Source organism: Paraburkholderia sp. GAS333 (assembly GCF_050435665.1).
Classification (GTDB): domain Bacteria; phylum Pseudomonadota; class Gammaproteobacteria; order Burkholderiales; family Burkholderiaceae; genus Paraburkholderia; species Paraburkholderia fungorum_A.
Window position 1 is genome coordinate 56879 of record NZ_JBNDKS010000005.1, and the last position, 13202, is coordinate 70080.

General features: G+C 58.2%; 11 protein-coding genes. 8 read left to right on the forward strand and 3 right to left on the reverse strand.

From position 1 onward, the window contains the following. Positions 1-198 precede the first annotated feature (198 nt). The 5 genes from ABH945_RS25265 (at position 199) to ABH945_RS25285 (ending at position 7904) form a co-directional block, all read left to right on the forward strand. A complete protein-coding gene (locus tag ABH945_RS25265) occupies positions 199-351 on the forward strand; it encodes a hypothetical protein (RefSeq protein WP_429252332.1) in 153 nt (50 codons plus the stop codon). Between the two features lie 145 nt (positions 352-496). Continuing rightward, entirely contained in the window at positions 497-2593 is a 2097-nt protein-coding gene (locus ABH945_RS25270) for a glycoside hydrolase family 28 protein (protein WP_429252333.1), read from the forward strand. 623 nt (positions 2594-3216) lie between these two features. After that, positions 3217-4443 carry a hypothetical protein gene (locus tag ABH945_RS25275; protein ID WP_429252334.1) on the forward strand — a complete coding sequence of 409 codons (1227 nt, stop codon included), beginning with the start codon at positions 3217-3219 and terminating at the stop codon, positions 4441-4443. 28 nt (positions 4444-4471) lie between these two features. After that, positions 4472-7048: an ATP-binding response regulator gene (locus tag ABH945_RS25280; protein ID WP_429252613.1), complete on the forward strand. Its 2577-nt coding sequence runs from the start codon at positions 4472-4474 to the stop codon at positions 7046-7048. A gap of 64 nt (positions 7049-7112) precedes the next feature. Further along, a complete protein-coding gene (locus ABH945_RS25285) occupies positions 7113-7904 on the forward strand; it encodes a phytanoyl-CoA dioxygenase family protein (RefSeq protein ID WP_429252335.1) in 792 nt (263 codons plus the stop codon). 8 nt (positions 7905-7912) lie between these two features. On the opposite strand, the gene ABH945_RS25290 is transcribed toward ABH945_RS25285, so the two are convergent. The 3 genes from ABH945_RS25290 to ABH945_RS25300 form a co-directional block, all read right to left on the reverse strand. Next, complete coding sequence (locus ABH945_RS25290) at positions 7913-8467, reverse strand: hypothetical protein (protein WP_429252336.1); 555 nt, start codon at positions 8465-8467, stop codon at positions 7913-7915. A gap of 201 nt (positions 8468-8668) precedes the next feature. Beyond that, complete coding sequence (locus ABH945_RS25295; protein WP_429252337.1) at positions 8669-9049, reverse strand: PLDc N-terminal domain-containing protein; 381 nt, start codon at positions 9047-9049, stop codon at positions 8669-8671. 703 nt (positions 9050-9752) lie between these two features. Then, positions 9753-10424, reverse strand: coding sequence for a TetR/AcrR family transcriptional regulator (locus tag ABH945_RS25300; RefSeq protein WP_074767903.1), 672 nt, complete (start codon positions 10422-10424; stop codon positions 9753-9755). A 152-nt stretch (positions 10425-10576) separates the two neighbouring features. Here ABH945_RS25300 and ABH945_RS25305 point away from each other — a divergent pair, with 152 nt between their 5' ends. From ABH945_RS25305 to ABH945_RS25315, 3 genes are all read left to right on the forward strand, one after another. Further along, entirely contained in the window at positions 10577-11875 is a 1299-nt protein-coding gene (locus ABH945_RS25305; protein ID WP_429252338.1) for an NAD(P)/FAD-dependent oxidoreductase, read from the forward strand. Positions 11876-11898: 23 nt separating this feature from the next. Beyond that, positions 11899-12300, forward strand: coding sequence for a DUF3331 domain-containing protein (locus ABH945_RS25310; protein WP_074767901.1), 402 nt, complete (start codon positions 11899-11901; stop codon positions 12298-12300). 93 nt (positions 12301-12393) lie between these two features. Then, positions 12394-12840 carry a DUF2501 domain-containing protein gene (locus tag ABH945_RS25315; protein WP_074767899.1) on the forward strand — a complete coding sequence of 149 codons (447 nt, stop codon included), beginning with the start codon at positions 12394-12396 and terminating at the stop codon, positions 12838-12840. The last annotated feature ends 362 nt before the right edge of the window (positions 12841-13202 follow it).

The following is a 13202-nucleotide window of genomic DNA, read 5'->3' on the forward strand; positions in this document are numbered from 1 at the left end:
GTTGTCCTATAACAAATACTTTCAAAACCTACTCGCCGCGCATCAATGTCGCTTAAACAACCAGCAATTTACGGGTTTACATGGCTTACCCCGAAAGCAACACGAATGTAACAATAAGAAAGAGATAGGATGACATATAACATGATGGACTGTAGACGCCGAACCCATATCGGCGCTGCCGGTTCACGGAGACAACGCATGGCGCTCACGATGCCGTATCAATCCCTGCCCGATGACGTCCGCCGCGTGAGTCGCGAACGCCGCGCCTCGCCAGGCGACCGCGCATCGCAAAGCTTCAACACCATCATTCCAGACATCCGGCTATCACGCCGTTTCGCCCGAACCGGCTGATCGCCACCGGCACACACGGGCACGTCGCAGCCCACTCCGTTTCCGCTTCTGACCAACCGATCCACGCGATCGCCTTTGCTGGCGATGGCGTCGCCCGGCCGTCTTTTTTGTTTTTCGATTCAACCGCCACCTTCAGGATAAGGACATGTCAATTCGCACAACAGCAGTCTTATGCGTCCTTGCGTCGCTCGCCGCTTGCGGGTCCGACGACTCGCCGCCACCCTCCGCCAGCACGCCGACCCCGATCGCGGCGGAGCCGTTCAAGGTCGGCGTAACGACCAGCGACGCCGCGCTGCCGCCCGCGCCGCAACTCCCGACCGATGCCCAGGTGTGCAGCACCGTCGAAGCCAGCAACAGCTACGTCCGGCAACCGAGCGGCGCGCTGGGGCCGGAGGCCGACAACGGCACGACCTCGGCGATCCTGAATCCGGACCAGCAACGTATTCAGGCCGCGCTCGACGCGTGCGGCGCAGCCGTGGATGCCGAGGTCGGCGCAACCATCGCCGCAGCGGACGCAGCGGCCGCCGCCTCGCAAACCGCAGCGGCGCTTCCGAACGTGAATATCGCGGGCGCGTCGGCGCTGCAACTGGCGCAGCCGAAGTACCGCGCGAGCAAGTTCGCCGTGCGCCTCAGCGTGTCGAGCAGCGGTCCGGGCAACGCGTTCATCACCGGTCCGCTGACGCTGCCGTCCGGCGTCACGCTGTGGATCGACACCGGTGTCACCGTGTATGCAACGCGCGACGTGATGGCATACGCGCCCAACGCCGCTGGCCCGTATTGCGCGAACACCGCCGTCAGTTCGACCAAGGCGGGAAGCTCGGGCAACTGCCTGCCGCTGATCGGCGGCAACTACCTCGTGAACTCCGCGATTGTCGGCGGCGGCAGTATCGACAGCCGTGCGGCCTCCGAGATCGTCAGCTCGAATCCGCTCTATCCGCTGATGCGAGTCGATCTGACCTGCACGAACACGTACGCCGCGTACGCGACCGGCAAACAGGCGACCACGGGAACCTCGTGCGATAACGGCGGCACGTTCGTCGATACGGCGGGCTCGTCGCGTCATATGACGTGGTGGGATCTGGCGTGGCTCGGCAACATGATCGAGAACGGCACGACTGGCGTCGGCTCACAGTCGAACTTCCGCATGATGGTCTTCAGCTATGCGAAGAACCTGACCTTGTACGGCATCACGCTCAATAACAGCGCGAATTTCCATGTCGTGCCGAGCGGCGTGGACGGTCTGACCGTGTGGGGCGTGAAGGTGCAAACGCCGTCGCTGTCTGCATCGGCGAACCCTGCAGGCAATGGCAATCCTAACTATCTCGGCATGCTGCCGAGCGTCGAAACCGCCAAGAATACGGATGCGTTCGATCCGGGCTCCGCATCGAAAACCGCTGTTCAGGCACTGACGACCGGTAACGGCAAGACCTCGAGCGCCGGCAAGATTTCGTTCGACGGCTATCTGAAGAACACGGTGTTCGCGTACAACTACATCAGCACCGGCGACGACGACGTTGCGATCAAGGGCTCCAGCAATCCGAGTCCGGCTGGTTCGGGGCTGTTCGGCGTCGATGGCAATCGCGATGTCGCGACCGACCGCAAGTACGGTTTTGTGATCGCGCACAATCACATCTACGCGGGGCACGGTATCTCGGTGGGCAGCGAGACCAATGCGGGCGTCACCAACATCCAGGTCTACGACAACTCGTTCGACGGCGCGGAATCGGCGCTGCGTATCAAGTCGGACTGGGCGCGAGGCGGCACGGTCACCAACGTCGACTACAACAACATCTGTATCCGCAATAGCGACAACGCTCTCGTGTTCACGCCGTACTACAGCACCAAGGCGCTGTCGAATCCGACCTCGCCGCTGTATCCGGACTTCCACGACATTTCGGTGTCGAACGTGCATATCACCGGCACCACGACGGTTCAGCTTCAGGGCTTCCAGGCCAATACCGGCGGCATTGCTCATGCGCAGATTCCGCTCGGCATGACGCTCACGAACGTACTGGCCGATTCGCCCGACACGGTGGCCGTGAGCACGTCCGATGCGAACCTCACGCTAACCAACGTCAACCTGCCGATTTTTGCATCGACGGCGAATAACGTGACGTTGAATGGCGTGGCGTCCCGCTCGCTCAGCATGGCGACGGCGGTGGATTGCACAGCGGCTTATGTCGATTTCCCAGGTATCGGGGAATCGTCGCCGGCCGGTCAGACGTGGCCGGGTTCGCAATAGTCATTGAGGTTCTGAGGTGGCGCGCTTGCGATCGAAGCTGAATCCCCGTATTGGGGTTCTGGTTTCGGGCGCGCCACCTGTTCGTCTGCCGGGAGAAGGCTAACTTTTCGGCCTTCCCTTACGGCTTATTGCTTTGTGATATCCCCTACTGCTTTTACGCGCCACGCATAAAATAAGCGTCGCGTATTGCGTCCTGTATTTTCTCTCGGCCAACACGGCCGATTTGTAACAAGTACCGATCTTCTCCCACGTGCGCATTGAAAGACGGCCTCTCCGGCCTTCTTCTCCCTCTCCACTCCCCCAGTTGTTTCAAACATCCGCGATGCCCCGATTAGCCGGGTAACGGCGGCGCCACTTTTCTCATTCAAACGATCCGCACTGTTGCAAAACGCACCGCCACGCGCTTGCGTCCGTTCGACAATAAAAACCGGCCGAAAGCCCCAAATGCGTGCTGCCGCAAGCGTTTGCGCGCTCTCGCCGACGCCGCGAAATGGAGTACGCCGAGTCAGAACCTCCCGATCTGTTGAATTACCTTGGGGGTAGCATTCGAAGAGGGATCTGTCAGTTTTGACGGACGCCTCTGCGCTGATTTCAGCGTTAATTCAACCTATGGGAAAAAACAAATGAGAACTTCTTTCCACAGAGAAGTATTGACCGATTCCAATGATCAACACGGTCTTCAACTACATCGAAATAGTGCTCCTTTGGCACTCAAACACGTCATCCGCCCTGAAGAGATTCGCGACAACCTTCCGCAAGGACAAGGCGGCATCGGCTTCATGTTTCACGCCACCGACTGGGAGACGCTTTCATTTTCATTTCACAACGTCAAGCCAAGAGACGCGCTATTCGAAGAAGAACTCTGGAACACGAAGCCCTTTATTGCTTCGCCTATCTACCAGGGGACGCAGGTTATCGGCGCCAATATTGCGTGTCCGGTTCCACTCGAAATGTGGCTCGGCAGTCCGCGCGGGATCAAGCGGTTTCGAGAGACGCAATTTTTTCCGGCACTCGAACTGGCGAGACAGGCGGGTCTGAACATGGTGGCGATGGGTGCGTCCACGCCCTATGCGTGCAATTACGGCGCACTGCCGCGTCCGGTCAAACCGCCTCACATCACCACGGGTCACGCGGCCACGGCGGCAATGCTGAAAGATTGGGCCGTTCATTGCAGCAACGAAGTCGGTCTCGAATTCGGCAATACGAAGCTCGCGCTTTTCGGTGCGGCCGGGCGGCTCGGCACCACGGTGGCCAGGTACGTGCTCTATAAAGATGCGCCGAAGGAACTGGTGCTGATCGATTTGCCGGACAAGGTGAACCTGCTCAGGGATCAGGCGCAGGAGCTTCTCGCGTCGGATCTGCTCGGCAAGTCGAAGGTGTCGATTCATACTTTCAGCCCCGACACGCCCTTGCCGCAATTCGACGGCGCGATCCTCACCAGCAGTACGAGCGTGCCTTACCTCACCGCCGCCGACCTCAAACGGGCGCGTTTCTGGATCGACGATTCGCACCCCCGCGCGGCAAGCGTCGACGCCGAACTCGCGTCGCGCGAACATACGCTATATATTGAGTGCTTCGCCCGTGGTCCGGCCGGCCTCGACACGAAATTTCCGTTTCGACTGCCGACCACCCGCGACTGCTACACGTGTTTCGCCGAAGGCTATTCAGCCTGGCAGGAAGGCATTGCTTCCGACTTCATCATTGGCAGTCCGCCCGTCTGGTCGGTCTCCTATACGCATAGCCTTCTGAAGAAGTACGGTTTTGCGGTCGGCCCGTTTCACGGAAAAAACGGGTCGCCAATCATTCTGGGTACCCAGCACAGCGGCGAGCATGAATTGATGGGGTCCTGATTCTCAATTGAGCAACCACGGAGGCCTGATGGTCGTACCGCGCGAAAGCATGCGGGACATGCTGGAAAGAAGCCGGTTTGCAATTCGATGGGGAGGTGCACTGGGCCTCCTGTGCCACCCCATCTATTACGTCATCTGGACGTATGTTCTGCCTCAACCTTATGACAACCTGCTACTCAGATTGAGTGCAGCGGCTGTTTGCGTGCCATTGATTTTTCAGTCGCATTGGCCGAAGCGCTTTAATCACTATCTGCTGATTTACTGGCATTGCTGCCTGATCTACGTATTGCCGTTTGTCTGCACGTTTCTGGCGATCAGAAACGATTTCTCCACCATGTGGATGATGACCGAAGTCATGATGATCTTCATCATGGCATTGTGTATCGACAACCCGCTTCTACTCATGGCGTGTATTGGCATTGGAATGTTCTCCGGTGCAGTGGCGGCGGTGGCGACTTCTCCGGCGCCGATCGTTCTCGACGCGGCCACGCAATCCAATCTCGCGTTACTGCCGGTTGTCGTGCTGTGCAGCATGGCTTTCAGTCATGCAATCAGCAAAGGACGTATTTTTGTCGAAAAGAACCGCGCATTACAGGCACTCGCCGGATCGATCGCTCATGAAATGCGCAATCCGCTAAGTCAATTGAGGCATGTTCTCGATCAGGTAGAAGAGGCACTCCCCGCCACTACCCATTCAAACCAGTTGACTGCCTTATCGGCCGCCAGATCCGCCGAGCTTTATCAGCATGTCGCGCATGGGCAATTGTCGATCGAGCGCGGTCTGCGCATCATTGCGATGACACTCGACGAAGTGGGCGACAAATCGATCCGCTCCGATCACCTGACCTATCTGAGCGCGGCCGACACCACACGTAAGGCATTGGAAGAATATGGCTTCGATAATGAAAAGGAGCGCGGCAAAGTCAAACTGGTCGTGCAGGAAGATTTCATTTTCAAAGTCGACGAAACGGTTTATCTGTTCACGCTATTCAATCTGATCAAGAATGCGCTGCATCACATCGCGACACTGCCGCTGGCCACTCTTACGCTCAAGGTCGACCGGCAAACGGTAATCGTGATGGACACCGGCACGGGCGTGAAGCCCGAAATTCTGCCGTATCTGTTCGAGCCGTTCCGAACCGCGGGCAATTCGGCGGGCACCGGGCTCGGACTCGCCTATTGTCAGCGAGCCATGCAGGCGGTCGGCGGAAGCATCGTTTGCCGGTCGGAAGTCGGCAAGTTCACAGAGTTCACGCTGCAATTTCCCGCCGTCTCCGAAGAAGAAGTGGCCGGCCACGAACACAGGATTCTCGACCGCGCCACGCCGTTTTTCAAAAACAAGCGCGTGCTGGTAGTGGACGACGAAGCCAGTCACCGGACCAGAACCTGTCACGCGTTGTCCCGGGTCGGCGCGCGCGCGGAATCGGCGGAAAGCGGTGCCGAGGCGTTGATTCTGCTGCAGCAGTCCACCGCTTACGACCTCGTGCTGATGGACATCAATATGCCCGGACTGGATGGCTACGCGACGGCGGAGAAGATTCGCGCGAATCGCCGCTATCCGAATTGGGACGTGTTGATCGTGGCCTATACCGCCGAGCCCGGCAATGCCGCGCGCGTACATGCGCGCAGAGCCGGCATGGATGACATGGTCAGCAAATCGTCCGGCGTGCTGGAGTTGATCACGTCTTTACAGACGCTGCTTGAAAACGGCGAGGAGCGCCATCAAAGCCAGAGATCCGATGGACTCGCGGGCAAATCGATCCTTGTCGCCGACGACGACACCTATAGCCGGTTGGTGGCCAAAGCCTGTCTGGAGCGCTGCGGCGCGACCGTCATCGAGGCCGGGCATGGGCAAGCCGTGCTGGACCGCCTCCAGGCGAAAGAGATTGTCGACGCAATCGTGATGGACATGAACATGCCGGGCATGAGTGGCGCGGAGACGACCGCCGCAATTCGCGCCCGCGCCGACGCGTATGCCGCCATACCAATCATTGCATTGACCAGCCAGTCCGATAATGAATCGATGCAGGCATGTCTCGCGATCGGCATGAACGAAGTGATGATAAAACCCGTGCACGGCGACTCGCTTTACGCGTGCGTGGCGCGGCAATTTGCGCAGCAATCCGAACCCGGCAAACCGGCGAACGCAGAACGATTGCAAGCATCTATTACACCAGTTAGCAGCCCCGCTTCTGTCGCGGAAACTGCTCCCCTGGAAAACCTGCTCGACGAAAAACACCTGGAAGAACTTGCGACGCTCGAGCTACTGGATGAACCTTTCCTGAACGGCATTGAACAGATTCGCGTACTTGTGGCGCGAATCGCTACTAACGTAGATGCCAACGATCTTGAAGCGACGCACAACACATTGCATCAGCTTCTTGGAATCAGCGGCAATATCGGCGCGAAGGCACTCCATCAATTCGCCCGGCAGATATACCCGCCGTTCATTGCAAAGAAGTGGCCGGTACAAACCGACTGGGTCGCGCGAATTAACTCATTAGGCAGCCGCTCTGCTGACGCCCTGCAAATGTACTATGTGGAAACAAGAGCGCATCAGGATAGTCGAGGCGCGCTCAGCGATAGCGGCTCGCCACCCTACTGACGCGGCAGCAGCATATTGCCGGTCCGGCTATGAATGATTCTGAATAGAGACGAAGGAGACAACTGTGGCACGCTTCTCGACCGATCAGCTCGATGACTACGCAGCGACATTCGAGCGCGATGGACTGGTTATATTAAAGGGCCATTTTCCTGAAGAGACGCTTGAACGCTGGCGTGAGGCATTTACTCCACTGCTCGACGAACGGATTGCCTCACGCGCGACAGCCGTGCGCGGCGAGAACCGGCATTACATTACGCTGCCCTTCAGTGGTGTCTTCGCCGACGAGCGCATCTTTTGCGATGCCGACGTGCTGGCTATTGTCGAACGCGTGGTTGGCGACGATCCCGTGATGTGCCAGCTTGCCACCGACACGCCAATGAACGGTTCGACATATCAGGATATTCATCGCGATACGCCGGCGCTGTTCGATAGCATTGCGGAAACGCCGTCTTTCCAGTTGGCCGTCAATTTTCCTTTGTGCGACGTTACGCTAGAAAACGGCCCATTCGAAACGACGCTAGGCACGCACCGCATGCGCCAGGAGGAAGCCATGGATGCATGGCGCGACGGCCGCATAGCGTTGCACGCAATTCCAATGGAGTTGGGCGACGTCATGATCCGCGACGTTCGCGCACTGCATCGCGGCACACCGAACCGCACCGACATTCCGCGCCCGATGGTGGTGATCGGCTATAGCAGAAGCTGGTATTTCAGGCCGGAAGTTCATATCGACGTACCTGCCGAGGTTCACGCGCAATTGAGCACGCGAGCAAAGCGCTTACTGCGGTACATGCCGCGCGTCGAGCAACTCGATGCAACGCATGCACCGGAGCAATACCGGAAATTTGCTTATTGAAAGAGAAATCAGAAACGCCGCAAACTCGGGTCACGCAACGGATCAGGCGTTCGCTGCGTTTCACGCAATACGCCGGTCGTGTCGAAAGAAAAATTAAAAAGCAAAGGCGTAATGTTGTTTTCAACATAACGATACGACCAGACTTCCCGTTGCGAGAGTCGGAAGAAAACGGTGTTCACGGGGCGGCCGAAATTGATCAATACATCATTACGCGTCCATTTGCCGATTTCCGCGCGACTGAACTCGTTGATCTGCAACACCTGACGCACGCTCACAATCTTGCCGGATGCGTCGATGTCGGCGGCGACCGTAGTTGTGCCCATCGGCTGGGTCGGCCACATGAGTCGCCGGCCGCCATCGGGTAGATCATAGGTTTCGCGTGGCGGCCCCATTCGCGCGATGATCGTCGACTGGTCCTGGCCTGCCTCGAATTGCTGCCATGGCTGCGCGCATGAGGCCAGCATCAGCGCTGTAACGCACGCTACCGCAGCGTGGCGAAAAACCGTAGATGTCCGCCTGCCCCTCGCGGCGAAATCGGAAATATGAGCCAGGCGGGTCAACATGAATTCCTCCAGCTAAGGCCTTGGTGCTTCGTTCTATCTGCCTAACCGATCATCTTGAAGCGTGCGCGCTTGCTGCCCCCTTAGCAATCCACAGGGACAAAGACGAGGCGGCCATGATACCGACGACTCATCCAGCCAGTTGATGTCGGCGGTCTGGCAGATTCGACGTGCTGCTGCCAGCCGCCTCGCAGCGGCCCCTGACTATTGCACGACCCGTGCTCTCAGACGCTTGTATTCTTCGTCCGAAATCGATCCCGCTGCCTTCAGGCGATCGAGCTTTTCCAACTCGTCGGCGGCACTGAAGCCGACAACCTGGCGCAGATTGTCGCGCGCCTGTTTCATTCGCGCTTCGTCGCGCTCCGCCATACCACGACCTTGTGTCAACAGATACGCGAATATGCCGATGTATGGCAACACGATCAGCACGATGATCCAGATGACCTTGGCTATACCCGATACGTCACTGCGGCGGAACAGATCGCCGGACACCGTGATCAGCAACCAGAACCACAAAATAAACATGAATACCGAAAAAACGTCGGCCAGAAAATTCGGAAATGTGAACCCACCATTAAAGAGCATTCTTTTCTCCAGACATTCGGGTTGAGATTGAAATGTTTAACAATTAACAAATTGGATTGGCGCCCACGTCAACCTGGGCCAATAAGATGCGCGACATGGATGGTTTTGCTGCGACTTCGCGCAAAGCGACCGGCTGCGCTTTCAGCGAATGCTTCACGGAATGACCTGGCGTATTGCCCGGGAACGCAGACGCTCATGCTTTCGACTCGGGCCTGGCGATAAAACCACTCCATCCTTATCCTCCGGTTATCGTCGGGCGATGCGTACCCGTTTAAACTTTATAGTTCATATCACCGGATACGCATGAGCTTTTTTTGGAGGACGGGGGACTATTGTCAAATCATCGACGAGGCTGTTTGTCAAATTCGCCAGCCGTCACGGTGCGGAGCGGCTTGGCGACCTGCTGCGCGTTGTCACAACCGGCAAACAACACTACCTCGCCTACGAAGAACAAGCCGGTCCCACAATGTTCAGGAATCCATCCATTCTCGGGGCGGAAGCTTCGATCGATTGTGAGCGCTCTGAATTGCGGCGTCTTCTTGCAACGATGTTGTCGAAGCCAGAGTAATAGATAAAGAATAGCGGCCAAAACATGATGCGCGCGAAAGCCGATGCTCTCTCGCGCGATTCGTTTTCGCTAACCTGTGGCCAGTTTTTTTATCGACCGCAGTCTTTTAAAAGACATGGCAGCGCACGCGCCGCCTCACCTCAACATCGCAAGCGCGCTCGTCAATACAGCCTGTTTAAATGCTTTCGGCCGCCTGGGCAGCGCGGAAAATGGACTCAACACATGACCATAAGCCACCGTCTTGCTGATCCCGTTGACGAGCAGCATGAACATGACCTGAGGGTCCTGCTGAGGCACCTCACCGGCATCGATCGCGTCGGCAAGCAGTGGCACCAGCGCGTCATGAAAAGGCCGCACCAGCCGCTCGGTCAGAGCATCCAGCCGCTCCCCGCTTTCCGTCGCGGCAGTCGAGAAAAACATGCCTACGTCGGGCGTCAGAAACACCTGGTCGATCAGGATCGACACCGCTTCTTCGATACGCGCTCTCGGCCCCAATTCGCTCCTTTCCCGCAAGGTGCCGGTCTTCGCGATCATCGGCGCGGCTTCGTCGGCGATCCGGTCGACCACCGCCATCCACAACGATTCTTTCGACCCGAAATGATGCGCGACAAGCGCCGGGTCCACCCCTGAAGCCTTGGCGATCTCCCGCACGCTGGTCGCCTCATAGCCGTTTCTCGCGAACGCAATGCGCGCATTGCGCAGTAACGCATCGGCGCCACCCGCATCGGTGCAAGCGGGACGGCCACGCGTGCGACGCGGCATCGCGGTCGTCGTGGCAGGCACGGCAGTGTCTCTCGGTTGTTTCATCGGCGGCGCAAAGCAGTGTTCAGGGAAAGTTTGAAATTTTAACCGCTCGGCTTGCGTGCGTAACAGCGATCACCCATTTGACATGAACTGTTCGAGTCCGTAGTATCGCATTAATTCATCAACCGTAGAATTAATTGCTTATGACCGTAGCGATGCAAGCAACCAACCCGACCCGGATTGTTATCGTCGGCGGCGGCATTGCGGGACTTCTCCTCGCGACGCGGCTCGGCGACACAATCGGGCGCAGCGGCCGCGCGCACGTCACGCTGATCGACAAAAGCGCCACCCATATCTGGAAGCCGATGCTGCACACCATCGCGGCCGGCACGCGCGATGTGCAGCAACAGCAGGTCATCTATCTGGCCCACGCGCGCGATCACGGATTCGACTATCAGCCGGGGGAAATGGAAGGTCTGGACCGTGGCGCGCGCGTGGTGAAGCTGGCCGAACTCAGAGCGCCTTCGGGTGAAGTGGTGATCGGCTCGCGTACGGTCGAATACGACGTACTGATTCTCGCGCTAGGCAGCCGCGCCAACGATTTCGGCACACCTGGCGTGCTCGAGCATTGCCATTTCATCGATAGCCAGGCGCAGGCCGAAGTCTTCAACGAAGCCCTGCGTATACGCATATTCCAGAGCGTGGTGGCGAAAAGCCCGTTGCGCGTGTCGATTGTCGGCGCGGGAGCGACAGGGGTCGAACTCGCGGCGGAGTTGAGTCGTTTGCTCGAAGTCGCCGCGAGTTATGGCGACGCGGGCATTCGCTCGCGTCTGAAACTCACGCTCTATGAAAGCGCGCCTCGCATACTCGCGGCATTTCCGCCTGCGGTGTCGGAGTCGAGCGAGGCACAGTTGCGTCATATTGGCTTCAACGTGCAAACCGGAACGCGTGTGACCGCAGCAGAATCCGACGGACTGCAACTCGGTGACGGCAGCATGCAGGCCGCCGATCTGATGGTGTGGGCTGCTGGCGTCAAAGCCCCCGAATTTCTGGGAAAGCTCGATGGAATCGCGGTCAATCGCGCGAATCAGATCAGCGTGCGGCCAACGCTGCAGGCACTAGACGACGACCGCATTTTCGCTCTCGGCGACTGTTCGACATTGACACTCGCCGGTAACGAGCGCGCACTCGCGCCCACTGCGCAAGTCGCTACGCAGCAGGCGCAATTTCTCGCGAAGCACTTGCCAGACTGGCTCGAAACAGGCTCGTTACCCGACTTCGCATTCCACGATTTCGGCGCGCTGGTTTCCCTTAGCGACTACAACGCTTTCGGGACACTCGGTCAGTTCGGCTTCTTTCGAGGCGGCTTTATCAAAGGCCGCTTTGCGCAGTTGAGTCACGCGATGCTTTACCGGCAACATCAACAGGCACTGCACGGTTTTCGCAAGGCGACGCTGCTGTGGACCGCCGAACGGATCAATGGCCTCGTGCAACCCAGCATCCGGCTGACCTGAATCCAGCACATCTTCAAAGGGGCATGACGGTGGATCAATGCAACATCAGCAACACGGCATGGCAGAAAACGGTCGGTCAGCTCGACGTAGGATGCGCGCATCAGTTCGCAGCGCATGTCAGGCAGATTGTGAGTTCGCATGTGTCGACCCGCGTGTCGCCGCGAAACGAGGCCGTCTCGGTCGTACTGCTCGACCGGATCAGCCCGCGCACTGCAACGGTCTCGTGGAGTGATCCGCAAGGTTGCAAATATGGCGAACAGGTCTGGCGGCTCGCGGCGGCCAAGCGTGCGGGAACCTGCGTGCTGACCGGCCAGCCGATTGCGAGAGGCGAGCCGATTTATCGTCCGACCAAGGCCGATCCGCCTCCGACCAACGCCGACGCGATGATGCTCGCGGTTGCTTTGGATGAGGCGCTTTCTGCGTGATCGGCGCACGCGTAAGCGCCCGAATCAAAACCGCGCCGTCTGCGAAACGCACTATAGTGAAGACTGTCTTCAATCCTTGAAGAGGGTTCTTCGATGACTTCAAGCAAGCGTCGCACCTGGGCCAGCGGATTTCTGATCGGCGCCCTGCTCTATCTTCCCGCCGCGCACGCGCAGCTCGGCAATCTCCTCAATCAGAACGGCAACAGCGGTGCTGCTGGCGGACTTGGCAGTCTCAGCGGCTTAACCGGCGGATCGTCGTTGCAGTCGCTCACGTCGAGCAGTACGGGCAACGTCGCCGGCGTGCTGCAGTTCTGCGTCAAGAACAATTATCTCGATCCGAGTGCTTCGTCGGTAAAAGACGGACTGATGAGCAAATTGGGCGGCTCTTCGTCGACCGATAGCGGATACACCGACGGCGCCAAGGGCATTCTGAACAGCGGCAGCGGTAAGCAGGTCGACCTGAGCGGCGGCGGTTTGAAAGAGCAGCTCACGAAACAGGTCTGCGACAAGATTCTCGCTCAGGGGAAATCGTTGCTGTAGGGGCGCGGCGGGTGATGTGGTTTGCTCCAAGGTAGGCGGTGTGCCTCATGGAAAGGTAATAGAAAGGTTGAGGATTCGCCGCCTTACCTACTCTGTACACACAAAAAGTGCGCAACTTGCTTCATCGTAATAACGCCGAGTGCCACGTTTACGCCGGTGCCAATTCGTCGAACTGCACGCCCAGAAGCTAATTCGGCCGAAGATGCTTTTTGCGAGCGCAAGTCCGCATTTCTCGCTATCAGCGAAATGGCGAAGACGATAAAAATAAAGGGATGGATCAACGCGAGACTACGTCACTCGAAGCGTTTTATTTCTAACGATAGCGCCCCGATTGATCTACTCCCTATTCCGGCTGAGACGGG

Excerpts from the sequence above, each read along its gene's own strand:
- ABH945_RS25280 (WP_429252613.1), top strand. The coding sequence starts at position 4,472 with ATGGTCGTACCGCGCGAAAGCATGCGGGACATGCTGGAAAGAAGCCGG.
- ABH945_RS25290 (WP_429252336.1), bottom strand. The coding sequence starts at position 8,467 with ATGTTGACCCGCCTGGCTCATATTTCCGATTTCGCCGCGAGGGGCAGG.
- ABH945_RS25315 (WP_074767899.1), top strand. The coding sequence starts at position 12,394 with ATGACTTCAAGCAAGCGTCGCACCTGGGCCAGCGGATTTCTGATCGGC.
- ABH945_RS25265 (WP_429252332.1), top strand. The coding sequence starts at position 199 with ATGGCGCTCACGATGCCGTATCAATCCCTGCCCGATGACGTCCGCCGC.
- ABH945_RS25270 (WP_429252333.1), top strand. The coding sequence starts at position 497 with ATGTCAATTCGCACAACAGCAGTCTTATGCGTCCTTGCGTCGCTCGCC.
- ABH945_RS25275 (WP_429252334.1), top strand. The coding sequence starts at position 3,217 with ATGAGAACTTCTTTCCACAGAGAAGTATTGACCGATTCCAATGATCAA.
- ABH945_RS25300 (WP_074767903.1), bottom strand. The coding sequence starts at position 10,424 with ATGAAACAACCGAGAGACACTGCCGTGCCTGCCACGACGACCGCGATG.
- ABH945_RS25305 (WP_429252338.1), top strand. The coding sequence starts at position 10,577 with ATGCAAGCAACCAACCCGACCCGGATTGTTATCGTCGGCGGCGGCATT.
- ABH945_RS25295 (WP_429252337.1), bottom strand. The coding sequence starts at position 9,049 with ATGCTCTTTAATGGTGGGTTCACATTTCCGAATTTTCTGGCCGACGTT.
- ABH945_RS25310 (WP_074767901.1), top strand. The coding sequence starts at position 11,899 with ATGACGGTGGATCAATGCAACATCAGCAACACGGCATGGCAGAAAACG.